Source organism: Algimonas porphyrae (assembly GCF_041429795.1).
GTDB lineage: Bacteria > Pseudomonadota > Alphaproteobacteria > Caulobacterales > Maricaulaceae > Litorimonas > Litorimonas porphyrae.
Genome location: NZ_CP163424.1, coordinates 339,039 through 363,059, shown reverse-complemented (window position 1 = coordinate 363,059; position 24,021 = coordinate 339,039). Strand labels below are relative to the sequence as shown.

Here is a 24,021-nt window from a genome sequence, read left to right as displayed (position 1 = left end):
GATATCAGGAGCTTGAACCATGGCTGGACGCAAAAAAGACAGAGGTCTCGGACGTGGCCTGTCGGCGCTAATGAGCGATAGCGGGTTGAACGAAGCCGCTGTTCCGGTCGCAGAAGACGACGCGCCGCTGGAAACGAAATCCGCGTCTAGCCCAGATTCCGCGCCGCCTCTGGCCCGGACACCTGAGGAGGCCAAGCTTGTTCAGACCCTGGTCGATACACGGAAGGGCGACGCGCCGCTGGAACAGCCTAATATTCTGCATGTCGCCATTTCTCGTCTGCAGAGAAATCCGGATCAGCCGCGAAAAGTCTTTGCCCGCGACAAGCTTGACGATCTGATTGCCTCGATCCAGCAGAAGGGTGTTCTGCAGCCCATTCTCGTTCGCGGGATCGATGACGGACAGTTCCAGATCGTAGCGGGCGAACGGCGCTGGCAGGCGGCCCTCAGGGCCGGGTTGACATCGATACCCGTCATGGTTCGCGACCTCTCCGATCGCGATGTTCTGGAAATCGGCGTGATCGAAAACGTCCAGCGCGCCGATCTGAATCCGCTCGAAGAAGCACTCGCCTATGAAAGGCTAATCACCGAATTTGGCCGCACCCAAGCGGAAATCGCGACAACAATCGGAAAAAGCCGGGTTCATGTCGCCAATACGGTCCGTTTGACCGGATTGACACCGCGCGGACGTGATCTGCTGATGACAGGCGCAATTACGGCGGGTCATGCGCGCGCCCTGCTGGCCGCCGATGATCCGGACGCGCTGGCCGAAGCCATCGTCGAGAAGGCATTGACTGTCCGGGACGCCGAACGCTGGGCGCAGGGGGATAAGAGTCCGAAACTCCCCGCCCGGAAAACGCGTGAGAAACCTGCCGACATTATCGCGCTGGAACAACGGATCCAAGACGAAACCGGCTTCCCCGCCGACATTCGTCAGTCGGGAAAGAGAGGGGAAATAAGATTAAAATACAATGACTTAGACCACCTTCAGGCCTTGCTGCAACGCATGGGGCTGATGGGCGGTTAACGCTCGCCTTCGGCGCGGCGCCCTTCCATCCGACGATGAACCCGCTCCCAAAGGGCCGACCCGCCCATGTCGGCCAGGAAGGCCGCATGCGCCGCGCGTTCCACATCCGTCAGAAGGCTCGGTAGAGGCGCAGGTCGCGCCCGGGCAGGCGCGGCTTTCACGGATGAACCAGAGCCCCCGGCGCGGTCTGGTTCGAAGGCCAGCGAACGCTCACGTCCGCCGCGCAGTTCAAGATAGACGCGCGCCAGCAATTCCGAGTCGATAATGGCCCCATGCTTGTCACGCGCCGACAAGCTGATGTCGAAACGCTTGCAGAGCGCATCGAGCGAGGCCGGGCTGCCTGGAAACTTCTCATTGGCCATAGCCAGCGTATCGATGAAGCGATGTTCCGGAATTTCGGGTCGGCGTGCGCGCCGCAGCTCCGCATTAATAAAGCCCATATCGAATTTGGCATTATGCGCGACCAGCGGCGCATCGCCGATAAAATCGAGAAAGGCATCGGCTCGCTCGGCAAATTTCGGCTTTCCGCGGAGAAATTCCGTGGTCAGGCCGGTAATCTCCACGACTTTAGCAGGAACGTCCCGCTCCGGGTCAATAAAGGCGTGAAACTGCTCGCCCGTGGGCAGCCAGTCGATCAGTTCGATACAGCCCAGCTCCGTGATCCGGTCCGCACCCTGACTGTCAAAGCCGGTCGTTTCCGTATCGAAGACGATTTCGCGCAAGCCCGCCATGATGAAAGTCTAGGCCGATTTGTCCGGCGAGGGCAGGGGCTAATGCGCGTCTTCTGTGGATTCCGCGCCCGCCAGAATAGCGGCCAGAACGTGATCGACTCTCTGACGCGCCGCCTCAATGCCGTCTGCAGTCGATATGATATAGTCGGCCCGGGCCTTTTTCTCTGCATCCGGCATCTGGCGAGCCAGCAGGCTATCGAACAGAGCGTCGCTCATACCGGGGCGCGCCATGACCCGCGCGCGCTGCACGTCCGCAGGTGCCGTCACAACGATCGTTACGTCGACCTCCGCCTCACCGCCCGTTTCGAACAGAAGCGGAATGTCGAACAGAACCGCTTCCGCTCCGTCATCAATCGCTTGCTGCATGAAAGCGGCGCGCATCTCGCCCACCCATGGATGAACGAAGCTGGTCAGGACATCCAGATTCAACGGGTCCGCGCGCATGTGATGGCCGAGAACAGACCGGTCGACCGCTCCATCCGCGCTGATCGCATCCGGAAACACCGCCCGTATCAGCGGAACAGCCCGTCCGCCGGGTGCATAAAGGCGGTGCACGGCAGCATCGGCGTCAAAAACAGGAACTCCCCGGCTCGCAAACAAGGCTGCCATGGTCGACTTCCCCATGCCGATCGATCCCGTCAGGCCGATCACGATCGGAGCTTGCCCTGACGCGCTCATCGCTGGCCCGTCATCAGCGCCTGACGTAAGAGATCCGATGGATCGGATGCAGGCGCCTCGACCCCGTAGAACAGCCGAAAGGAAGGGCGCGCCTGCCCGATCAGCATGGATAGGCCGCCGATCGTCTCCAAGCCCTGCGCTTCAGCCTGCGCGATCAGCGGCGTGCGTTCCGGCGTATAAATCAGGTCATAGACCAGACCCGTCTCCGGCGCGCGCGACAGATCGATATCCAGCGCCGGATAACCGCTCATCCCTGCCGCACTGGCATTGATAATCAGTCCGGCCCGATGGGTTGCCAGACTGCGCTGCGCCCAGGGTAGGGAATAGAAGGAGGGTAGTCCCGCCTGCGTCACCAGATCATCGGCGGTTTCGTCCGTGCGGTTGACGATAATGATCTCGGGCACACCTTCAGCGATCAGTGCCCCGATCACGGCGCGCGCCGCGCCGCCCGCCCCGATCACCAGTGCGGTCCGCTGACGCAGCCAAGCTTGGCCACGCCGTTGCAAAAGCGGGCTGATAAAGCCCTCCATATCCGTATTATGGGCGATCAGCTTGCCATCACGCATGAAGAGGCAGTTGGCGACACCAATCCGGTGCGCGTCCGCCGTCGCTTCATCGGCCGCGCGAAACGCACTCGTCTTGAGCGGCAAGGTTACATTGACCCCGCTGATCGTTGTCTGTTTGAGCGACCGAAAGGCACGGATCGCGTCCCACGGCTTGACCATGAACGGCACATATGCGCCGCGGATTCCGGCCTGTCGCAGCCAGTAATTATGCAGAACCGGCGACAGCGAGTGATGGATCGGCCAACCGCAAACGCCAGCCAGCTTTGCAATCGGGATCGAGGTCTCGCTCACGTCGCAACCGCTCCGCAATCGCGCAAATATTGCAGCAACGGTAGAAGGCTGAGGCCCAGAATCGAAAAGAAATCGCCTTCGACTTTGGTAAATAGCTGCGCTCCGGGGCCTTCGAACCGGTAAGCCCCGACACTTTTCGTCACCAGATCCCCTTCACGGGACAGATAATCTTCCAGGAAAGCATCAGAAAAGTCCCGCATCCACAGGCGCGTTTCCGACACATGACGCCAGACCGGCGTACCGTCACGCGCGACGACGACGCTCCCGACCAGCTCATGCCGCTCGCCTCGCATCGCCTTTAACCGGTCTCGCGCCGCCTCGACCGAAACGGGTTTGTCGAACAGAACGTCATCCATTACCATGACCTGATCCGCGCCGATCACCAGCCCAGACCGGCCTTCCATCATCAGCGCCCGCGATACACGCAACGCCTTGGCTTCGGCCAGTGCATCTGCGATCTCCCGGGGTCGGGCGCCCTCGCTCAGCATGGCCGTCTTGATCGCCGCTTCATCGACCGGTTTGACGATGACTTCGAAATCGAGCCCGGCTCCGCTCATAATGTCGCGCCGGATGGCAGATCCTGATGCCAGGATCAGAGGCGCAGACGGGTATGAGGGTCCTGACTGGGGCGACGCGCTCACATTTTTCTCCGCATGGCCGCGTCTGGGCGGTGCATCTTGTAAAGATTGATGATCTGCGCTGCCGTTTCCTCGATCGAACGCCGTGAGACATCAATGACGGGAAAGCCTCGGCGCGAAAACAGTCGTTTGGCAGAGCGTAGCTCATCGCGCACGAGCTCTTCATCTGTATAGCCAGAGCGACCCGTGGCAGAGAGACCCTTGAGTCGGTTCTGACGGATCTCCACGATGCGGTCGGGCGAGGCGAACAAGCCGACAACGAGCGGTCCTGTATCCTTGGGCAGGCGGTCGATAATCGGCGGCAGCACAATGCCATCCGGCCCCGTTGGAACCAGCGGAATATTCCCTGTCTTGTAACCACGATTGGCCAGATAGATGGATGTCGGTGTCTTCGATGTTCGCGATACGCCCAGCAGGATCAGATCCGCGTCAATCAGACCGTCCATCTGTTGTCCGTCATCATGCGCCATGGCAAAATCGAGTGCGCCGATCCGGCGGTAATAGGCATCGTCCAGCGTCCGCTGCGCGCCCACTTCGGACGTCACCGACACGCCCAGATAACGCCCCAGCATGGACAGGGTCGGATCGAGAATCGATACGGTCGGAATATGTCTTTCCGCGCAGAACGTCTCCAGCGTCTTGCGTTTCGCCGGATCGACCAGCGTGTAGAGCACGACGCCGGGCTTGCTTTCGATTGCATCCAACGTCCGGGTCAGCTGCGCTTCGGACCGGACCAGCGTATGCAGATGTTCCAGCGCGGTGGCATTGCGAAACTGCGCCGTCGACGCTTTCATCATGCCCACCAGCGTTTCACCCGTCGAGTCACTGACAAGATGAACGTGGAAACAGGTCGAGATATTAGGATTGCGCTCTGCCATTATCGCCTATGTCTGGTTTGCGCCTTTCATCCCGATCCGATGTCCTGTCCTAGCGGGACTTGTCCGCCCCTGTCCACAGATCAGACACGCTCAGCCGATCGGAAGCCTGAATGCGGGAATGGAATCGAACAGGCTGCCCATTCCATTCAGACCGACTCTGCGTTAACCCGTAATCCCGTGGAGAATGGGGATGAAACAGTCCGTTGAAAGACCATCCACAAAGGATCCCCACAAGCCAATCCCAACTGCCAGCACTGTTTCAGACCAGAACACACAGGCTGTGAAATGGATAATGAATTATGACCCTGTCCACAGTCTTTCGAGCGGCTGTTAAGACCTCTTACTAAAGTCTTAAGATTGTCCCCAGACTCACAGCCTCTACTATCTCCTCTTCTTTAAAAAATAAGTTTGAGAGAGGGGGCGCGACCGGGATTGTTTGGCGTATAAGCCCACATCATGAAGCCTGATATGAAAACCCCGATTCTCAGAGCCCTGTCCGGCGAACGCGTCACGCCCGTACCCGTCTGGTTCATGCGCCAGGCCGGACGGCATCTGCCGGAGTATATGGAGGTTCGAGCCACGGCCAAGGACTTCATCGATTTCTGTTTCTCGCCCGACAAGGCCGCCGAGGTCACGCTGCAACCGATCCGGCGATATGACATGGACGCCGCCATTCTGTTTGCCGATATTTTGCTGATCCCGATCGGACTGGGTCGTCGTGTCGAATTCGTCAAAGGAGTCGGCCCCACACTGGATCCGATCGATGCAGACGGGATCGCCGCGCTCACCGTCAGCGGAGCCGCAGACCGTGTCAGCGCGGTCTATGAAACCGTGGCCAAGGTTCGCGCTGAACTGGATGCGAAACACCCCGGCAAGACACTGATCGGATTTTGTGGCGGAGCCTGGACGGTCGCCACCTATATGCTGGAAGGTCGCGGCACCCCGAACAAGGAACACGCCAAACGCTTTGCCTATGAACAGCCGGCGGCAATGGCTGATCTGTTGCATGCCCTCGTCGAAAGCTCTGCCGATTATCTGATCCGGCAGGCACAGGCTGGTGCGCAGGTTCTGAAGATTTTCGAAAGCTGGGCGGAAGGCTTGTCGCCCGACCTGTTTGACCGGCTCATCATTCGTCCGACGGCCGATATGATCGCTCGGGTGCGGGCGGCCGGAATCGATGTGCCGATCATCGGGTTTCCACGCGGCGCGGGCCTCAATGCCGTGCGCTACGCGCATGAAACCGGGATCACGGCTATTGCCGCGGGAACGGATGTTCCACTGGATGATTTCCGTGCCACCATTCCGGAGGACATGTGTGTGCAAGGCAATCTCGACCCGCTGGCGCTAAGAACAGGCGGGAGCCCCTTATTCAGAGCGGTCGATGATGTGCTGCGCGACGGAGGCGGGGGTGCCCATATTTTCAATCTGGGTCACGGGGTTACGCCCGACGTCAGGATCGACGACGTCCATGCCGTGATCAACCGCATTCGGGATTATGATTATGACTGAGCCCTATCTCTGGATCAAAGCTTTCCATCTCACAGCCGTCATCTTCTGGATGGCCGGTATGCTCTATCTGCCGCGTCTGTTTGTTTATCACTCGGTTGCGATAGCGGGTGGCGAATTGGAAACGAAGATGGAGGAAGCGGAAGCCAAATTGCTGCGGATTATCGTCAACCCGGCGATGATCGTGGCGTTTCTGCTGGGACTGGTTTTGCTGGGTTATAATATGCCACCGCCGCTGTGGCTGCTGGTCAAAGTGGCCTTGGCCTTCTCCCTGATCGGTTTTCATGCATTTCTCGCCAAGACGCGCAAGCAGTTCCTGAATGGAGGCCGTCCGCGGTCGGAGAAATTCTTCCGCCGGATCAACGAAATCCCAGCGCTGGTGACGATCGTGATCGTCGTTCTGGCAATTGTGAAGCCGGTCTTCTGAACCTTTGCTCAGGCGTCGATCAGACCCAGAGCATGGGCGCGCAAGACCGCGCTCGGTCGATCGGATACGCCCATTGTGGTGAGGGTTCGCGCAATGGCGGTGCGGAGGGCTTCAGGGCGCAGATTGACCATGCCACAGATTATTGCATCCGGCTGACCGCTGGCCATGGCGCGCAAGATGCGCATCTGCACATCGGTCAATTCGAAATCGCGTTCCATCCCGGCCAGTCGCAGCTCACAGATCCGCAAGTGAAAGCTTTCACAGACAGACTGGATAGCGCGCCGCTTGACCGGGTCCCAGGGAGGGATCGGTTTGCGCCAGCCAATCCCGACATAACCATGCCGTCCGGACGGACCGAATAGCGGTACGGCCAACCCGTCGCCAGGGGACAGCCACCGGTAAAGGTCTTCCATATAGGCTTGCTGAGCGGGGCTGAGGCGAACGCGGTGCGGGATGTTGGACCACAGGACAGGTCGGGTCTGATAGGCCGCAAAGGCAGTAATCGGATCGATCCGGTGATAATCCGAGGATTCATAGTGGCGCACCCATTCATCCGGAAAGCCGTGCGACATGAGGTTGATCGTGGGCATGCCCCCAGCTTCATCGGCACGCGATAGGGGCGGGTCAATATGGTGATAGCTGAGAAGATCCGCGCCGACCGCGCGGGCAAATGTGTTCAGCGCGTCAAAGGCCTGATCTTCGTGATCGGCATGTTCGAAAGCGGCCAGGGCATGACGTGTCGGCTGTTCCCACATATCACTGTCTTAGCACAGTAAAACACGCCGCACCATGCGACGTGTCGACTGCGGTTAAGAATAGCTTGCCGGAAACGGCGGGGATCGCGTGCTATGCGTTATCGACTGTGGCGATATAGAGCTGACGGGCGCGGGTCAGGATCGCATTTTCAACCTGACGAGCCGTATCGGCATCAATCGGGGCATCATTCCAGCCACCGGCGCCGCGAACCTGTTTGAAAACGCTGACTTTCAGTGCATCGGCCCGGAGATTCTGGTCGAGGATGTAAGCCGTCGCCCGCAAACGCTCATTCGGAGCCGCTGGATCGGCATACCAGTCCGTGATCACCACACCGCCAAAAGGATCGACCTGATCCAGCGGCATAAAGTTCAATGTCTCCAGCGTGGCGCGCCACAGGAAGCTGTTCACGCCATTGGCCGGCGCGATGGCGCGTTCGCCGCCGCTGCGCGTCGAGGAATCGGACTTCTTGCCAATTCCGAGCGTGCCACAGCCGACAAGTGTCGCGGTGAGGGCAATCATCACGGCAGAGCGGCCGATACGAACATATGCAGTCATGGACGAGACCTTTTTCATGTCCTGTTTTTCCGGTCTTACCCGGGAAATTTGCGAAGCGACACCCCTGCGGTGCCTGTGTTGATCCGCGCGCTTATGGCAAACCCGGCTGCGTGGTGAAAGGGCGGGTTTCATAAACTTACCGTAAGCGCAAGAACTATCCTATGCGACAGCCTTTGCCAAAGCCCTTTCTGCGCCTCTCGAACACAGGACCGGGATGCGGTAATCACCATCTATGGTTAATGACATGGTAAACGCGGCGTTAACCTTCTCTTAGGGCACGGCAGGGCATAGCGAAGCGAGCTTTTTCGCCTGTCACGCCCGGAGCCCGGTCATGCCCCGCATCCGACATGAATTTGCAAGGCCGCCGCAGCCGCAGGCCGCCCCGATCCGACCGCTTCTGGATGCGCGTCAGGACGCACCGTCGCGTCTGCGCCAGCGACTGGCGTTTGCCATCGGTCCGACGCTGATCATTGCCATGGGGGCCACCGTGGTGGCGTCCGCACAGTCCAATAGTCCTTTTGCCAGTAAAAAAGAGACGCAGGCCTGGGAAACGCCTGCGGCGGCACAGCCGATTCCCGCAACGCCGGTCCGTGCGCCCGCTGCCGGGCCGTCCTCCATACGGCCTGCCGCAACACAGGGCGGTCTGGCCGGCCCTGCCCCGTCCTTGCGCCTGCGCGCAGCGCCGCGCGATCAATCCGATGCGATGACGGCGCGGTTGGAACCGGTCCGCCCGAGCGCGCCGCCTGAATCGGCTGCGTCTAAATCCGCGTCCGCCCCGGTCCGGTCTGAGGAAAAGCCGGCACCACCCGCCGCAGCCCCGGCTCCGGCACCGGCCCCAGTTCGGGCGACTATTTCGGCGTCCGCCGCACCAACGGCTTTAACGCCCGGCGTCACCGCGCCGCAATCCGCACCGGTAACCCGCCATGCGCCTGCCGTTCCCAGCCGTTGGACCTTAGGATCGAGCCACCGCGCTGGAATTCAAGGTGCGTCCACTTATGGTGCAACGAATCAGACCTGGTCAGCGGGCACGCAGACTTACGGCGCTGTCCCATCATCACCGCAGGAAAGCATCGCAACGCGCCAAGCCGGGCAATATGGATCCAGCCAGTATGGACAGGCCCGTCGATTGGCTGCGGATACGGACCCGTCGGATTTCAAACCGGAACCGGATTTGCCGATGGCTTGGTATCCTCCGGGAACAGGCCCACGGACGGCAGGCGCCTCGACCGCTCAGGCGCAGGTCAGATCGCAACAGGCAAGTCCTTATGCCGCGCCGCAAGGCCAGCCCGCCTGGGAACGTCAGCCATCGACATCGCAACCTCAGAGCGGTCCATTTACGCCCGGACCCAACGCACGCGGCCCCTATGCGCAGACTCCACCCAGCGAAGGCCCCTACAGTCAGGGGCCTTACAGTCAGGGACCCTATAGCCCGGGGCCCAACAGCCAAGGTCCTTATAATCAGGACCCCTATAATCAGGATCCAGGCAATCAAGGCCCCTATGGCCAAGGTCCCTATTCCGGGCCGATGGATCAGCAGCAACCCCAACGTCGGGGCTGGATGAACCGCATGGGTCTTGGTGCCCTCACCACCTTTATCCGGGGCGGGCTGCGTCTCGGGGCGGGCGCGCGCGAAAATAATGGCTGGGAAGAAACCTTCATCGCCGATGCCGATGTCGAAGCCGAAGTCAGTGCCGTCACGCAAGGCGGTATCGAATGGGGCGTGCACACGCAGGTCCGGGGCCAGTATGACAAAGGCCGCAAGGGCTTTACCCGTCGCCTGCCGGATTGTCCGCCGACCCTGATCGGCTGCCCATCCGTCATCGTTGCCGGCAATCAGGTCGCAGTGCGCGGCCACACATCGCAATTCTACACATTTGGGCCGGACGTCTCCAAGGACACGCAGATTGCGCTCGAATCCGCCCATCTGTTCGCACGCTCGGCTTACGGCGATGTGACGATCGGCCGGGATGACGGCGCAGCCTATCTGTTCAGTCTCGGTGCCCCAACCCTGCTCAATGTCGGGGCCAGCAATAGCGGCGTCGACTATACCGGGCTGGATGCGGTCAGGACTCGCAATGAAGCGTCCGGCTTTTCCGAAAAGATCACCTATACCAGTCCGCGCCTGCTCGGCGATCAGGTCGGCGTCGGCATTCAGATCGGCGGCTCCTACGCGCCCAATGCCAGCGCCTGCGGCGTCGACTACTGCGTTGATCTGAACGATATCGACAATGTCGCTGCGCCGGACATCAAGGATGTTCTGGAAGCCGGCATCGCGCTGGACCGGACTTTCGCCAATGGCCTGTCGGTCGAAGGCACACTGACCTATGCACGCGGCTCAGAACAGTCGGCCCTCGCCGAAATGGATGATCTGCAGACCTTCGGGGCGGGCGTCGAAGTCAAATTGTCTGACTGGACGCTGGGAGGCTCCTTCCTGCAGTCCAATCAGGGGCTGATGAATGGCGATTATCAGGCCTATGATGTCGGTCTGACCTGGCAGCCTTCGCAGCTTGGCTTTACGCTGGGTTACGGTCACGCGACCGATGATCTGGTTGGGCTGCAATCCGATCAGTTTGTCGGCGGCGTCACCTTCGATCTGAACGAGCGGGTCCGCCTGGGTGCCGGCGTGCAATATGCGGATCGCGACACGGTTCGGAATGTCGCTGGGACCGCGCAGATCGGAAACGAAAAAGCCACCGCCATCTTCATCGAAGGCGGCCTGAAGTTCTAGGCTGAGTTAAGGCAGCTTTGAGTCAGGCGGCAACGCCGTCTGCCCATTCCGGTTTGCGTTCGAACCACCGGGCCACGAAGGGGCAGCCTGGAACGACCCGGTAATTCTGCTGCCGCGCATCTTCGACCATGGCCGCGATCAGCGCTTTGCCGACGCCGCGTCCGCCAATGGCCTTGGGCACGCCCGTATGATTGGCGTTCCAGACACCGTCCGCAACCCGCCGCAAGGTCAGCTCGCCAGTCTCATCCGCGCCCGCGACGGTTGCGGTGAAGACGATCATCGCGCCGTCTTCCGCCTTGCTGATTGTCAGTTGCGCTTGTGTCGAAGATGCCGTCATGGATCGGGTCCTTAAAGATTGGGCTAGACCGCCGATCGAGGCCAGTCCGGCAATGCCCGTATCCAGCAGGGACGGGGCGGTTTCATTCGTGACACCGCCCAGAGCAAAGACCGGGCAGGGCAGGATGGTAGTGAGTCTCTGCAACGCGGCCACCCCGATGGGTGTTCCAGCGGACGGACTCGGCGATGCAAAGACAGGGCTGATGAACAGCGCGTCCAGCCGATCCAGCGGGCGCGGATCGTGATCCGGCGTCAGGGGAACGGGTTTGCTCGCTGCCGCGCTGATGATCCAGTCGGGCCGTGCCGCCCGCGATGAAGACAGGGTCTCGGCATCCGTGCGGCGCGAAAAATGTACGCCGTCCGCCTGACAGTCTTCCGCCAGAACCGGGTCATTGCCGATCAGCAGCTGTACGCCCCGATCCTGCGTGATCTGGCGAAGCCGTGTTTCCAGCCCGGGCGATCCGAAATGGCGATAGATCAGCGCCGATCCGGGCGACATGGCAGCGGCCAGATCCAGCAGGTCTGGCGTTCGCGTCGGATCGCTCATCAGAACCAGCGGATTAAGCCGGGACCGGATCGCCGCAGACCGGGGCAGGATGGCGGCCAGCTGCCCCATCGTGCTTTGCAGGGGGGCCGGGTTTGCGTATGGCGGGCTCATGACGCCCACGCCTAGCATAGACGAACCGATAGATCAGGTCCGCACCGACATTCTGGCGCGCATCGACCGCGCAGCCACCAGGGCCGGTGTGCCCACCCCGCAATTGACCGCCGTGTCCAAGATGCAGCCGGACGACCGCGTGGCGGCTGCGCTGGCGGCAGGTCAGACCGTTTTCGGGGAGAACCGGGTGCAGGAGGCCCAGACACGCTGGGGCAAAACGTTTGCGCCTGCGCGGGACGGTCTGGAGCTGCATCTGATCGGGCCGCTTCAGACCAACAAGGCCAAAGACGCCGTGACCCTGTTCGACGTCATTCAGACGCTGGACCGGGAGAAGCTGGCGCGGGCGCTGCTGAAAGCCGCCGACACCGTCGGTCACATGCCGCGCCTGATGGTCCAGGTGAATATCGGCGAAGAGGATCAGAAGGCGGGCGTTATGCCAGATGATCTGGATTCGTTTCTGGATCGTCTGCGTAGCGAATATGGGATCGAACCAGACGGGTTGATGTGCATTCCGCCGCTGGGCGCGCCTGTCGCACCGCATTTCTGGCGTCTGGAGCAGATGGCCCGGCGTCACGGTCTGGCGCAGCTCTCCATGGGAATGAGCGCGGATTATGAAACCGCCATTCCCTTCGGCGCTACCCATGTGCGCGTCGGCAGCGCACTGTTCGGCGCGCGGAAGACAGGCTAAACCGAACTTAATTTGACACAGGCCTCCGCCCACCTTTGGATCGGTTCAGGAGGCCTCATATGCGCACATTCATTGCGAGCTTGCCCATCATCGTCGCCATCGGCGCTCTGACAGCCTGTTCGGACCTGAGCCCGCCTGAGATGACTTCCGCTGAGCTGACACCGACTGCCGGGGCCAGCGAGACGCCGCCCGCCGATCTCGCGGCGGCAGCGAAGGACATACCCTTGGCGGACACGGTCATGGACGCGCTGAAGCTTCGCGACTTTGCGCGCATGGCGTTCCTGATGGAAACCGAGCCGGATGAATATGGCATGCGGCGGCAATTCTACCCCTATCTGGGCCGGGCCGCCGCCGAAATCGACCCGGAGGCATTCGGCACGCCGCCACGCTGTTCGCCGGCGCGCCTTGCGCAGCTGCAGGACGGCGCTGTCGAAGCCATTCTCGCCGCCGCGGAGGATCATCGCGTCATCATCGTCAATGAAGATCACTCCCGCCCGCAGCACCGGGCCTTCATCGGGCGTCTGCTGCCGGGCTTGGCGGAAAGAGGCTTTACCCATTACGCGGCCGAGACCTTCTCACTCAGAAATCACGACGGGCTGCGCGATCATGCGGCCTGGCAAAGCGCGGTCGCGGCGCGCGGTTATCTCCTGCCGGATGACGGCAATTATACGCAGGACCCTGTCTTTGCACAGACGGTGCGGGATGCCCTGTCCCTGGGGCTGACCCCGGTCGCCTATGAAACGGAACGGTTCGCGCCGCAGGGCGCAACCATGGCTGAGCAGGTCGCCTTGAGGGAGACGGAACAGGCGCGCAATCTGTGGGACCGTGTGCTCTCGGATCCGGATGCGCGGGTTCTGATCCATGTCGGCTTCAGCCATGCGCGCAAGACGCCGGACGCGCAGGGCAATATCTGGATGGCGCAGCGATTGGTTGAAAGCTATGGCGTCGATCCCTTTACGATCAACCAGACCGGTTGCACGGATGCCGAAGCCTCCGATGGCTGGCGCTATGCGACCTCGGCAGACCCTGCCGACGGCTTCGACATGCATGTTCATTCCATGCCGGAGCGGATCGTCAATGGACGTCAGGGCTGGCTCGCCGGACCGGACAGGGTGCGGGTCAGTGCGCAGGGCTTCATTCCCGATACGGCGCGTGAGCGGATGGCCGTGATCGAAGTCCGGGACGTGAAACAGCCTGACCTGATGCTGGACCGCGCGCTGGTCAGGCCCGGGGAGACGGTCGATCTGATGCTGCCCTATGGTCCGGTCATGGTCACGACATATGGCGAGCGCCGGACGGTGCTGGCCGAAACCCGCGTCACGACGAGCCGCTAACAACAATATTCATGCCGGTCCGGAGCCTGGGCAGCAGCGCCCACATATCGGGTGGGGCCAGCGCCAGACAGCCCAGGGTCGGACGGTGATCGGGCTGGCGGCAATGGATGAAGACGGCCGACCCGCGTCCGGGCCGGGGCGGGCTGTCATTATGGCTCATCACCAGCACGACGTCATACGCACCGTCCTTACGCCAGAGCCGCTCGTGGCTGGCGGGGTAGGGTCGGCGGATGAACCGATTATAGGCTGGATCATCCGGCGCGTCGCACCAGCCGTCATCCGGCGTCATGGCGTGCAAGGTCAGAGCGGTCGCAGGCCGGGGGAGACGGTCCGCGCGGTAGAGGCCGAAGCGGAGCTGATAGGTCCCGAGCGGCGTCTTTGCGTCGCCCTCGCGCCCATCCCTTTCGGGAACGCACCCGGCGCGGCCCTGTCCGAACCGCGCAGACCAATCGCCCAGACACACACGCCCGGAACCCGTGTCGAATTGGACCGATCCGTTCACAAATATATCACGCGCGTTTTACTCCGGCTCACTAATCCATGATTGGCGCAAAAGACTGTGCTGGTCTAGGACGTCCTCATGTCAGTTAAAAAACGTATCCTTATTGTCGATGATGATGACGCGCTGCGGGAGGAGCTTACCTCTCAATTCGCCTTTTTCGACGAGTTCGAAACTACCGCCGTCGCGACAGCGACGGACGGTATCAAGGCGGCAGAAGACGAAGATTTCGATGCCATCGTCCTCGATATTGATCTGCCGGATATGCAGGGCACGGATGCCTGTGCCGTCATGCGCAAACATGGTGTGGCTGCGCCAATCATCATGCTGACCGGCAATACGGGTGAAGCCTCGGAAATTCTCGGTCTCAATAGCGGCGCCAACGACTATGTGACCAAGCCCTTCCGCCTCTCGGTTCTGATCGCCCGCATCCGCGCGCATCTGCGCAGTTTTGAGCAAAGCGAAGACGCGACCTTCCGCATCGGGCCTTACACGTTCAAACCGTCCGCCAAGCGTCTGACACCGCCCCAACCCGAAGACGGCAAGACAGTGCGCGATATTCGCCTGACGGAAAAGGAAACCAACATTCTGAAATATCTCTACCGCGCGGGCGGCAAGCCGGTCGGTCGGGACGAGCTGCTGGAAGAAGTCTGGGGCTATAATAGCGGTGTGACGACGCACACGCTGGAAACCCATGTCTACCGGCTGCGCCAGAAGATCGAACCCGTCAAAGGTCAGGCCAGCATCCTGCTGACCGAAGCCGGCGGATACTCGCTGGCTCGGGAATAGGCCCGGCCTACTTTAGGCGTGCCTTCAGCGCCTGGCCCAGCTGCAGCGCGCCCTGATTGATGCCGTCCACCACGTTGGCATGCGGCAGATAGAGATAGGGTTCGATCATTTCGAGCTCGATCAGCGCCAGCTCGCCGTCCAGACCTCTCAGAAGATCAATCCGTGCATAGAGTGGGGTCTGGTCCAGTGTCGCCAGAATCGCATCCGCGGCTTGGATGTCTTCCGGGCGCGGCGTGTAGGTCGTTTCCGTGCCGCCATACAGGCTTTGAATCCGGTAGTCGCCCGCCTTGGCGTTCTTGACCAGTGCGTGGCTGAACCGGCCTCCGAAATAGAGGAAACTATATTCGCCTTCCTCGACGACGCTCGGCAGGAAAGGTTGGATCAGCGCGCCTTCTGGCGGTAGCGTATCCGCAGCGGGCCAGGGATCGCCTTGCCGGTAAAGTGCCTGCCGCCAGGCCCCGCCACCGACTTGCGGCTTGATGACGATCCGGTCGGTTCCGAACCTTGCAAACGCTGCGTCCGCGTCTTCAGGCGTGACGCTCTCGACCCGGAGCGTCGGGATCACCTTGGCTCCGCGTCGGGCCATCACATCAAGATAGAGCTTGTCCGAATTCCAGCGTAACAGATCCGGCGGATTGAGCAGGCGCGTCTTTTCATTGGCCCGCGTCATCACATCCAGAAAACGCCGCTCATGCCCTTCGAAATAGTCCCATACCATGAGCGGCAGCATGGCATCGAAGCGCTCTGCATGCCGATCCGCCTCGTCCCAGAGCACGGGCTCCAACATCATGTCGAGTTGCGCGAAGCCAGGGCGCAGCGATCCCAGCTCTTCATCGAATTCGAAAGCGTCATCCCGTTTCTTGCCAGGCCCGGGCAGAAGGTTGGCGGAGGCGAGCAGGCCGATGGTCATCATGGTTGAATTATTGCCTTCGATAAGGGCTGTGGCGGGTGTGCAATTTTGTCACTGACGCGAGACAAAAGCTGCGCTATGGGGCGCGCCATCATCCGTCAACCTGGCCTGTTTCTTCGCCGTCACTTTATACGGACCTGTCATGGCATCTCACTATCACATTGTCGGAATTGGCAATGCCATCATGGATGTTATCGCGCCTGTCGACGATGAATTCCTGGCTGATCATCATATGACCAAGGGGATCATGTCGCTGATCGATCAGGACCGGGCGCTCAGCCTCGACACCGCCTTTCGCGAGGCCGGTCAGGTGCAGACGATTGCAGGCGGATCGGCTGCCAACACCATGGTCGGTCTGGCTGCCATGGGCCTGAAGGCGGCCTATATCGGCAAGGTCGGCAAGGACCGGACCGGTCAGGCCCTGTCGGACGGCTTTACGCAGGCCGGACTCGACTTCGCGACGCGCCCGACTGAGACGGGGACCGCCTCAGCCCGCAGCATGATCGCCGTCACTCCGGACGGCGAGCGGACAATGAACACCTTCCTCGGGGCCTCGATCGAATTTGAGAAAGCCGACGTGCAGGACGCAATGATCCGCGCCGCGGATCTGCTCTATCTCGAAGGTTATCTGTTCGATGCCGACCCTGCCAAGGCGGCGTTCGTCCATGCCGCCGAAGTGGCACGTGCCTCCGGCGGGCAGGTCGCGGTGACCCTGTCCGACCCGTTCTGTGTGGAACGCCACCGCGAAAGCTTCCGCCATCTGGTCGATCACCAGACCGATATCGTCTTTGCCAATCAGGACGAGCTGATGACCCTGACCAGTTCGACCGATCTGGACGAAGCGATGGATGATATTGCCCGGGACGATCTGATCCTGTGCGTGACATGCGGCTCCAAGGGCTCCGTTATTTGCGAAGGCCGGACCCGGCATCAGATCCCCGTCGTCTGGGCCGATACGCTGGTCGATACGACCGGGGCTGGAGACCAGTATGCTGCCGGGGTCCTGGGCGGACGGGCGCTCGGCATGAGCTGGGCGGATGCCGGTTTCCTGGGATCGATCGCGGCGGCCGAAGTCATCGGCCATTACGGCGCGCGCCCTGAAATGCCCGTTCACGATTTCGCCCTGTCCCTCTGATCCTGGCGATCCGCATGGGGATGTGATGGCACCCACTTGAAACAGAACCGGTCCGACAACCGTATGCATGTCATGACCGATCTTTCCCCGTCTCTTGTCTGGTTTCGCGATGACCGCCGGCTCGGCGACCATCCTGCATTGCAGGCGGCCATGGATCGTGGCGGCCCGCTGGTCCTGCTATATATTCTGGAGACGGACGCGGCCCGGCCTCACGGTGGGGCGCGGGCGGTCTGGCTGCACTATTCGCTGACGGCGCTGCAGGCGGCGATAGAGGATCGGGGCGGCCGGCTCATTCTGCGGCGCGGTTCCTCCGCAGAGGTGATTGACGCCGTCATTGCGGAGACGGATGCGGGCGCGGTCTTCTGGAACCGCCGCTACCACAAGCCGGATCGCGACCGGGACGCGGCGATCAAGGACGATCTGGCGGCGCGCGGCCTGACGGTGGAGAGCTTTAACGGCAATCTGCTGGTGGAACCGTGGGAGGTCGAGACCAAATCCGGCACGCCCTACCGGGTCTTCACCCCGTTCTGGCGCGCCGCCACGGACGGGCTGGATGTGACCGATCCGATCCCGGCGCCGCAGCAACTGGATAGCTGCGTGCCGGACGTCAGCTCCGATGGGCTCGCAGACTGGGCCCTGATGCCGACAAACCCCGACTGGGGATCCAAGATGATGGATTATCACACGCCGGGCGAAGCGGGCGCGCAGGCGCGTCTGGCCGATTTTCTGGACGGTCCGATCGAAGAATATGCGGAAGGGCGGGACCGTCCCGACAAAGCGTTGACTTCGCGGCTGTCGCCGCATCTGGCGCACGGCGAAATTAGTCCGCGTCAGATCTGGGATGCGTGCAAGGATAATGACTATACATCGCGCAAATTCCTGACGGAGATCGGCTGGCGCGAATTCTCCTATTCGCTGCTGTTCTACAATCCCGATCTGGCGACGCAGAACTTCAATGACGGTTACGATGCCATGGCCTGGGATCATGACGATCAGGCCTTCGAAGCCTGGACCCGGGGCCGGACGGGTTATCCATTCGTCGATGCCGGGATGCGCCAGCTCTGGGAAACGGGCTGGATGCACAACCGGGTCCGCATGGTCGTGGCCAGTTTCCTGATCAAACATCTGATGATCGACTGGCGCGACGGCGAAGACTGGTTCTGGGATACGCTGCTGGAAGCCGACCTCGCCTCCAATGCGGCCAGTTGGCAATGGGTGGCCGGAACGGGGGCTGATGCCGCGCCCTATTTCCGTGTCTTCAATCCGTTCGGGCAAGGCGAGAAATTCGATCCCAATGGCGACTATGTGCGGCGCTGGGTGCCGGAACTGAAACGCCTGCCGAAAAAATATATCCACCAGCCTTGGAAAGCCCCGAAAGAGGTTCTGACAGATGCCGGTATCGTCTTGGGTCGTGATTATCCGGACCCGATCGTAGATCACAAATCCGCCCGGGAACGTGTGCTGAGCGCCTATAAGACAGCTCGCAATTCGGCCTGATCACAGGGGCATGCCATGAATCTCACCGGAACTTCATTGGAACCGCAACGCCTCTCAACCCATAGTAAAGGCATGATAGCCGTTCGATTTGTCCTCCCGATCACTCTTTTTGCCCTGATGACCGCCTGTACGGAGGCTCCGTCCCGCGTTCAGACGGAAAGCGAGCCCGATCCGCAGGCTGAGCCGAAGACCATGGTGGCCTCCGCTGTCAGCGGGCCGATGGCGCCTTATCTGGAAGAGACCGTAGAGGGGTTGGAAACCGCAATTTTCGCCGGGGGCTGCTTCTGGTGCGTGGAAAAGGATTTCGAAAGCCTGCCCGGCGTGATCGAAGTCGTCTCCGGCTATACGGGCGGGCGTCTGGACAATCCCGACTATAAGACGGTCAGCTACACGGAAACCGGCCATTACGAAGCCGCCGAAGTTCTGTTCGACCCGTCCGTCATCAGCTACCGCGATCTGGTCGATTACTACTGGACCACGGTCGATCCGACCGATCCATCGGGCCAGTTCTGCGACAAGGGATCATCCTACCGGACCGCCATCTTCGCGCAGCCCGATCAGGTCCAGGCCGCCGAAGCGAGCTTGGCTGCGCTGCTGTCTGACAAGCCGTTTGCCGCCGATATCGTTACACCGGTCCTGCCCGCCGTCACTTTTTATGACGCGGAAGACTATCACCAGGATTACTATAAGAAGAACCCGGTCCGCTATAATGCCTACAGGCTGGCCTGCCGCCGCGATGCGACGCTCAAACGTCTCTGGGGCAATGCGGCCAAGGGCGGACAATAAAACGTCGGTCCTGAACGCCAGTTGAGAGGCCCGAAACTCGACACGTTAATCGCGTGCCACCGGGCCCTTATAACCTTGCGCCGCATAGGCGATGAGAGCGCGTGACTTCCCGCCGCCCAGATCGATTTCGATCTCGCCCAGCCGGGTCAGCTGTTCGAAGTCGCGCGCAAAATAATCTGCATAGGTGGGATAGTAGGAGATCAGCAGAACGGACCGGTCGTCTTCCGGCAAAGGCCGCGTCATCTCCGCATGATTGTTCAGGCGCGGCTCATAGCGCCACATGAAGAGCGGGGCCGTGCCTTCCATGTCATAATAGGTCAGCGCGTAGAACATCAGGCGGTTATCGACGGCAACGGCGTCATAATCGCCAGCGGCAAACTGTTCGGTGATCCTCTCAACTGTTTCCGGCCAGCCGCGCTGTCGCTTCACCGCATTGGCAAAACCTAGCCGGTCGGTCAGGGCCGGGGACGTCAGGACCAGAGGCGGAACGATGCTGAGCAGCAGATTGACGGCCAGACCCGCCATCACCCAGCGTAAAGTTTGCTGCGAGTGTATCGCCCAAGCCGCGAGCAGCACTGGCGCTGCGGCATATGCTGCCGCCGCCCAGTTGGCGTTGGCACGGCTCAAAAGTGCTTGCAGGCAGATGACGCTTAGCGGCGTCAACACCAGCACGGCCAGCCACAGACGGAACGACGTCCGGTCCAGCCGCAGTCGCCAGAGCGCGATCAGAAGTAGGATGAAGGTGATCGGACCGAAAACGCCTAGCTGCCCCACGACAAATTCGATCAGCTCAAGCGGATTGAGCTGCACTCCGTCGCCCATATTCGCATTGTCGGTTGTGTGCTGCAACGTCGCAAAACTATGCTGCTGGTTCCAGATCAGATTGGGGGTGATGATTGCGGCTGCCACGATTGCGGCGACTGCGCCCTTCAGGCCCAGCAGTGACGCCCGGCTTCTGGCATCGAACAGCAGCGCCAGACCGAAGGCCGGCAACACATAGATCATGGCATACTTCGCCATCAACCCCAGACTCAGCGCGACACCCAGCATGATGACCCAGCGCCAGTCGGTGCGCTCGCGCAAGCGGATCCAGCTGTGAATGAAGAGGGCGACGAAGAAGAGGAGCGCCGCATCCGTGCTAATCAGAGAGGCCGATAGGGCCACGCCCGGCATCAGAATATAAAGGGCGCAGGCGATTAGTCCGGCACGGCTGCCGAACAGGCGGGACGCCGTCAGATAAGTCAGGATCGCCGTGCCCGTATGCAGGAAGGGCGAGGCTAGCCGGATCGCCCATTCCGCATGGCCAAAGATGGAGGTACTCACCCAAATGATCCAGGCGATCAGCGGCGGCTTGGAATAATAGCCGAAGTCCGGATCAAGCGACCAGGCCCAATATTGCGCTTCGTCGCCATGCAGGCCCGACGCGCTGAGCATCAGCATCACAATCCGGAAGACCAGCAGGGTTCCGATCAGCGCCGCCGCCCAGTTCGCGTCAGACAGATGGATATTGCGGGTCCTGATCGTCACAATGCGATCGCTATGCTGACATTTGCGCAAAATAAACTTAATTCGGGTCCAAGACACGCTCCATGACTGCATTCTTGCCCCATCCCGCGCCTCATGCGCTTATTTTCGACTCTGGTGTGGGTGGCCTGACGATCGCAGCCGAAATCCGGGCCGCCCATCCGCATGTTGCGCTCAGTTTTCTGGCGGATGATGCGTTCAGGCCCTATGGTGAGAAAACGGAAAGCCAGCTGAGCGCGCGTCTGCCGGGGCTGCTGCGCCCCATCTGCGATATGCTCAATCCCGATCTGGTCGTGATTGCCTGTAATACGGCCTCGACGACGGCGCTGCCGACGATCCGCGCGGCGCTGAACTGTCCCGTTGTCGGTGTCGTTCCGGCGATCAAGCCCGCCGCCGCCCTGTCGCAGACTCGGTCGATCGCGGTGCTGGGAACGCCGGGAACGGTCAGGCGGACCTATGTCGATGATCTGATCGCCGCCCACGCTGCCGATTGTCATGTCGAATTGGTCGGCTCGTCGGCGCTGGTCGAGCAGGCCGAACGCAAATTGTCGGGCCGGGAGGTCGACATGGCCGTCATCCGCCGCGAAACCGCGCCGCTTTTCGACGGCCTGCAAGGCGAGACCGTGGATGCGATCGTCCTGGCCTGCACCCATTTCCCGCTCTTGCGTGACGAGCTGGAAGCAGCGGCTCCGCGTCTCGTCGCATGGATTGACAGCGGCGAGGCCGTGGCCAGGCGCGTCGGCAATCTGCTGGACCGGATCACGCAGTTTCAAGCCTGTCCGCCGCTAAGCGACACCGCTTTTCTGACCGGGCCGGATGATGATCCTGCGCGGCGACAGGCCTTTGCCGAGCATGGCTTTGGCCGCATCGTCAGCCTTTAATCTAGTTAGGGTCGTGCGCCAAATCCAGAACACGAAGATTAGTGCATGAGGGTCACATAGGCCCAGTAGAGCGCGGCCAGCATGATGAAAAGACCGACGCCGCCATGAAGACACCGAAATTGATCTTCAGCGCGCCGCTCATGATGGTGACGACCTTGTAGGGAAAGGGTGTCAGCGCCGCACCGAACACAGCCATCGCGCCGTATGTTTTCACATTGGTAGAAAATTCTTCGACCGCAACGGCGCTGCCGAGATTGTCCAGCACCGGCATGGCCAGCGCATCGAATGGGCGCAAACCGGGAAGATAGCCGAATGCGCCGCCGATTACGAAAAAAGATCGTCGCAATCGTGACCAGTCGCCAGGCCCGTTTCAGTGCCGCCTGTACCATCGGAATCAGCATCCCGTCCGGCGAAATGGGAAAAACCGAATTTTCGATAAAGCAGATACCCGCAAAGGTCCGTTCGGCATTGTCGTGGCCTGTCAGAGACCGCCACCGACCGGGTGTGAGGGCTCCGCCTGAGAGGCGATCAGGCTCTGCTGCCAGCGCCAATGATCTTCGCACATGCGCTCTACCCCCAGCTCGGCGCGCCAGCCAAGGCGCGCTTCCGCCGTCTGCGTATCCGCCCAATAGGCTGCGACATCGCCGGGCCGACGCGGGCCGATCTTATGCGCAATCGGGTGCCCGACGGCCTTTTCAAAGGCCCGCAGCATGTCCATGACGGAATAGCCTGCCCCCGTTCCCAGATTGACGGCGTTCCAGCCCGTCTCCCGTTCGATCAGATCCAGCGCCGCCACATGTCCCCGCGCCAGATCGACGACGTGGATATAGTCCCGGACTCCTGTTCCATCCGACGTATCGTAATCGTCCCCCATCACGTCGAGATGCGGGCGGCGTCCCACTGCGACCTGCGCGATGAACGGCATCAGATTATTGGGTCGTCCTATGGGGTTTTCCCCGATCTGTCCGGACGGATGCGCGCCGCAGGGGTTGAAATAGCGTAGCACGGCAATCCGCCAGTCCGGGTCGCTGATCGCCAGGTCGCGCAATATCTGCTCGATCATCAGCTTGCTCCAGCCATAGGGGCTGGCGGGGGCGAGCGGATGGTCTTCCGTGAAGGGCAGAAATTGCGGCGCGCCATAAACGGTCGCCGAGGAGCTGAAAACGCAACGTCTGACCTGTGCCGCCTGCATGGCTTCAAACAGGGACAGGGCCCCTGCAACATTTTCACGGTAATAGTCCAGAGGCTGTGCGACGGAGTTGCCGACCGCCTTCAAACCCGCAAAATGCATGACCGTGTCGCAGTCATGATCCTTGAGGATCCGGGTGACTGTCTGCCTGTCGGCGATGTCAGCCGTATAGGCCGGGATGGTCGCTCCGGTCAGGGCTTCGACACGGGCGATCACGTCCGGCGACGAATTGGAATAATTGTCGATCACGACCACGTCATGTCCGGATTCGATCAGCGCGACAGCTGTATGCGACCCGATATAGCCGGCACCGCCCGTGACCAGAATGCTCACTTGTCGCTCCCTTTTGAAAGGCCTGCGGCCCCTTGGACATGATCGGACAACTAACCTGTTGCAGCGCTCCCTGCTACGACCTTCTTGCACGATCGGCTGCAACCGTTATCGCCATGCCACCAAGACCATGCAGATCGACCGCTTCGACATATCCGGGCCCGTCCTATTCACGCCCCGCCGTTTCGTGGATGAGCGCGGCTATTTTGCGGAGACGTTCCGCCAGAGCGTCTTTGTGGATGCGATCGGTGAGGTCGTGCAATTCGTGCAGGACAATCAGTCCCTGTCCGAGCGCAAGGGAACGATCCGTGGTCTGCATTATCAGGCTCCGCCGCACGCGCAGGGCAAGCTCGTCCGCTGCACGCAGGGTGCGATCATCGATGTCGCCGTCGATATCCGTTCTGGCTCGACGACTTATGGGCAGCATGTCCGGGTTCAACTGAGCGCCGGGAATGGCGCGCAGCTCTGGGTTCCGCCGGGATTCCTGCATGGTTTTGCCACACTGACGGATCACTGCCTCGTGCAATATAAATGCACGGCCTACTACGATGCGGATTGCGACGGAGGCGTGGCCTGGAATGACCCTGACCTCGACATAGATTGGGGCTTATCGGGAACCGACCCTGCCATATCCACCAAGGATGCGGCCGCCCCGGCATTCGGAGCCTTCAAAACGCCTTTCTGAGC

General features: G+C 61.1%; 25 protein-coding genes. 12 read left to right on the top strand and 13 right to left on the bottom strand.

Annotated features, from left to right (window positions below; genetic code table 11):
• Window positions 1-19 precede the first annotated feature (19 nt).
• A complete protein-coding gene (locus AB6B39_RS01845; protein ID WP_284371269.1) occupies window positions 20-1,024 on the top strand; it encodes a ParB/RepB/Spo0J family partition protein in 1,005 nt (334 codons plus the stop codon).
• On the opposite strand, the gene dnaQ is transcribed toward AB6B39_RS01845, so the two are convergent.
• Genes dnaQ through AB6B39_RS01820 form a run of 5 tightly spaced genes read right to left on the bottom strand, consistent with a single transcriptional unit; the run spans window position 1,021 to window position 4,806 of the window.
• A complete protein-coding gene (gene dnaQ, locus AB6B39_RS01840; RefSeq protein WP_284371268.1) occupies window positions 1,021-1,755 on the bottom strand; it encodes a DNA polymerase III subunit epsilon in 735 nt (244 codons plus the stop codon). The genes AB6B39_RS01845 and dnaQ overlap by 4 nt on opposite strands.
• Before the next feature lie 39 nt (window positions 1,756-1,794).
• Window positions 1,795-2,433 (bottom strand): dephospho-CoA kinase, encoded by a 639-nt coding sequence (gene coaE, locus AB6B39_RS01835; protein WP_284371267.1) that lies wholly within the window; start codon window positions 2,431-2,433, stop codon window positions 1,795-1,797.
• Window positions 2,430-3,290: a shikimate dehydrogenase gene (aroE, locus tag AB6B39_RS01830; RefSeq protein WP_284371266.1), complete on the bottom strand. Its 861-nt coding sequence runs from the start codon at window positions 3,288-3,290 to the stop codon at window positions 2,430-2,432. The genes coaE and aroE overlap by 4 nt, the downstream gene beginning before the upstream one ends.
• The gene (locus AB6B39_RS01825; protein ID WP_284371265.1) at window positions 3,287-3,931 is read right to left on the bottom strand and encodes a Maf family protein; all 645 of its coding nucleotides are present in this window, start codon (window positions 3,929-3,931) and stop codon (window positions 3,287-3,289) included. The genes aroE and AB6B39_RS01825 overlap by 4 nt, the downstream gene beginning before the upstream one ends.
• Window positions 3,928-4,806: a pyruvate, water dikinase regulatory protein gene (locus tag AB6B39_RS01820; RefSeq protein WP_284371264.1), complete on the bottom strand. Its 879-nt coding sequence runs from the start codon at window positions 4,804-4,806 to the stop codon at window positions 3,928-3,930. The genes AB6B39_RS01825 and AB6B39_RS01820 overlap by 4 nt, the downstream gene beginning before the upstream one ends.
• A gap of 468 nt (window positions 4,807-5,274) precedes the next feature.
• Between AB6B39_RS01820 and hemE the strand changes: the two genes are divergently transcribed.
• Both hemE and AB6B39_RS01810 read left to right on the top strand, forming a co-directional pair.
• Complete coding sequence (gene hemE, locus AB6B39_RS01815) at window positions 5,275-6,315, top strand: uroporphyrinogen decarboxylase (RefSeq protein ID WP_284371263.1); 1,041 nt, start codon at window positions 5,275-5,277, stop codon at window positions 6,313-6,315.
• Window positions 6,308-6,739, top strand: coding sequence for a CopD family protein (locus AB6B39_RS01810; protein WP_284371262.1), 432 nt, complete (start codon window positions 6,308-6,310; stop codon window positions 6,737-6,739). Before hemE ends, AB6B39_RS01810 begins: the two co-directional genes overlap by 8 nt.
• 8 nt (window positions 6,740-6,747) lie before the next feature.
• Here the strand turns inward: AB6B39_RS01810 and AB6B39_RS01805 are convergent, their stop codons facing one another.
• Entirely contained in the window at window positions 6,748-7,494 is a 747-nt protein-coding gene (locus AB6B39_RS01805) for a helix-turn-helix transcriptional regulator (protein WP_284371261.1), read from the bottom strand.
• A 91-nt stretch (window positions 7,495-7,585) separates the two neighbouring features.
• On the bottom strand, window positions 7,586-8,050 hold the full coding sequence (locus tag AB6B39_RS01800) for a DUF3576 domain-containing protein (RefSeq protein WP_284371259.1): 465 nt from the start codon (window positions 8,048-8,050) through the stop codon (window positions 7,586-7,588).
• A gap of 331 nt (window positions 8,051-8,381) precedes the next feature.
• Here AB6B39_RS01800 and AB6B39_RS01795 point away from each other — a divergent pair, with 331 nt between their 5' ends.
• The gene (locus AB6B39_RS01795; RefSeq protein WP_284371257.1) at window positions 8,382-10,778 is read left to right on the top strand and encodes a porin; all 2,397 of its coding nucleotides are present in this window, start codon (window positions 8,382-8,384) and stop codon (window positions 10,776-10,778) included.
• Between the two features lie 22 nt (window positions 10,779-10,800).
• On the opposite strand, the gene AB6B39_RS01790 is transcribed toward AB6B39_RS01795, so the two are convergent.
• Complete coding sequence (locus AB6B39_RS01790; RefSeq protein ID WP_284371255.1) at window positions 10,801-11,772, bottom strand: N-acetyltransferase; 972 nt, start codon at window positions 11,770-11,772, stop codon at window positions 10,801-10,803.
• Between AB6B39_RS01790 and AB6B39_RS01785 the strand changes: the two genes are divergently transcribed.
• Together AB6B39_RS01785 and AB6B39_RS01780 are read left to right on the top strand one after the other, a co-directional pair.
• Window positions 11,771-12,460, top strand: a complete 690-nt coding sequence (locus tag AB6B39_RS01785; protein WP_284371252.1) for a YggS family pyridoxal phosphate-dependent enzyme — start codon at window positions 11,771-11,773, stop codon at window positions 12,458-12,460. The two genes, AB6B39_RS01790 and AB6B39_RS01785, sit on opposite strands and share 2 nt — an antisense overlap.
• A 59-nt stretch (window positions 12,461-12,519) precedes the next feature.
• Complete coding sequence (locus AB6B39_RS01780; RefSeq protein ID WP_284371250.1) at window positions 12,520-13,794, top strand: hypothetical protein; 1,275 nt, start codon at window positions 12,520-12,522, stop codon at window positions 13,792-13,794.
• Here AB6B39_RS01780 and AB6B39_RS01775 read toward each other — a convergent pair.
• Window positions 13,778-14,296 (bottom strand): L,D-transpeptidase family protein, encoded by a 519-nt coding sequence (locus tag AB6B39_RS01775; RefSeq protein WP_284371248.1) that lies wholly within the window; start codon window positions 14,294-14,296, stop codon window positions 13,778-13,780. The two genes, AB6B39_RS01780 and AB6B39_RS01775, sit on opposite strands and share 17 nt — an antisense overlap.
• Window positions 14,297-14,374: 78 nt before the next feature.
• Between AB6B39_RS01775 and AB6B39_RS01770 the strand changes: the two genes are divergently transcribed.
• Entirely contained in the window at window positions 14,375-15,082 is a 708-nt protein-coding gene (locus tag AB6B39_RS01770; protein ID WP_284371246.1) for a response regulator transcription factor, read from the top strand.
• A gap of 7 nt (window positions 15,083-15,089) precedes the next feature.
• Here the strand turns inward: AB6B39_RS01770 and AB6B39_RS01765 are convergent, their stop codons facing one another.
• Window positions 15,090-15,995 (bottom strand): ATP-grasp domain-containing protein, encoded by a 906-nt coding sequence (locus tag AB6B39_RS01765; RefSeq protein WP_284371244.1) that lies wholly within the window; start codon window positions 15,993-15,995, stop codon window positions 15,090-15,092.
• Between the two features lie 139 nt (window positions 15,996-16,134).
• Here AB6B39_RS01765 and AB6B39_RS01760 point away from each other — a divergent pair, with 139 nt between their 5' ends.
• The 3 genes from AB6B39_RS01760 (at window position 16,135) to msrA (ending at window position 19,410) form a co-directional block, all read left to right on the top strand.
• The gene (locus AB6B39_RS01760; RefSeq protein ID WP_284371242.1) at window positions 16,135-17,127 is read left to right on the top strand and encodes an adenosine kinase; all 993 of its coding nucleotides are present in this window, start codon (window positions 16,135-16,137) and stop codon (window positions 17,125-17,127) included.
• Between the two features lie 72 nt (window positions 17,128-17,199).
• Complete coding sequence (locus AB6B39_RS01755; RefSeq protein ID WP_284371240.1) at window positions 17,200-18,624, top strand: cryptochrome/photolyase family protein; 1,425 nt, start codon at window positions 17,200-17,202, stop codon at window positions 18,622-18,624.
• Between the two features lie 72 nt (window positions 18,625-18,696).
• The gene (msrA, locus tag AB6B39_RS01750; protein WP_284371238.1) at window positions 18,697-19,410 is read left to right on the top strand and encodes a peptide-methionine (S)-S-oxide reductase MsrA; all 714 of its coding nucleotides are present in this window, start codon (window positions 18,697-18,699) and stop codon (window positions 19,408-19,410) included.
• A 45-nt stretch (window positions 19,411-19,455) separates the two neighbouring features.
• Here the strand turns inward: msrA and AB6B39_RS01745 are convergent, their stop codons facing one another.
• Window positions 19,456-20,937: an ArnT family glycosyltransferase gene (locus AB6B39_RS01745; RefSeq protein ID WP_284371235.1), complete on the bottom strand. Its 1,482-nt coding sequence runs from the start codon at window positions 20,935-20,937 to the stop codon at window positions 19,456-19,458.
• Between the two features lie 62 nt (window positions 20,938-20,999).
• Here AB6B39_RS01745 and murI point away from each other — a divergent pair, with 62 nt between their 5' ends.
• Window positions 21,000-21,815, top strand: coding sequence for a glutamate racemase (gene murI, locus AB6B39_RS01740; protein WP_284371233.1), 816 nt, complete (start codon window positions 21,000-21,002; stop codon window positions 21,813-21,815).
• A gap of 52 nt (window positions 21,816-21,867) precedes the next feature.
• Here murI and AB6B39_RS01735 read toward each other — a convergent pair whose 3' ends face one another.
• Both AB6B39_RS01735 and galE read right to left on the bottom strand, forming a co-directional pair.
• A complete protein-coding gene (locus AB6B39_RS01735; protein ID WP_284371231.1) occupies window positions 21,868-22,161 on the bottom strand; it encodes a YqaA family protein in 294 nt (97 codons plus the stop codon).
• Window positions 22,162-22,296: 135 nt separating this feature from the next.
• Window positions 22,297-23,337: a UDP-glucose 4-epimerase GalE gene (galE, locus tag AB6B39_RS01730; protein WP_371398679.1), complete on the bottom strand. Its 1,041-nt coding sequence runs from the start codon at window positions 23,335-23,337 to the stop codon at window positions 22,297-22,299.
• Between the two features lie 127 nt (window positions 23,338-23,464).
• Here galE and rfbC point away from each other — a divergent pair, with 127 nt between their 5' ends.
• Window positions 23,465-24,019: a dTDP-4-dehydrorhamnose 3,5-epimerase gene (gene rfbC, locus AB6B39_RS01725; protein WP_284371227.1), complete on the top strand. Its 555-nt coding sequence runs from the start codon at window positions 23,465-23,467 to the stop codon at window positions 24,017-24,019.
• Window positions 24,020-24,021 lie beyond the last annotated feature (2 nt).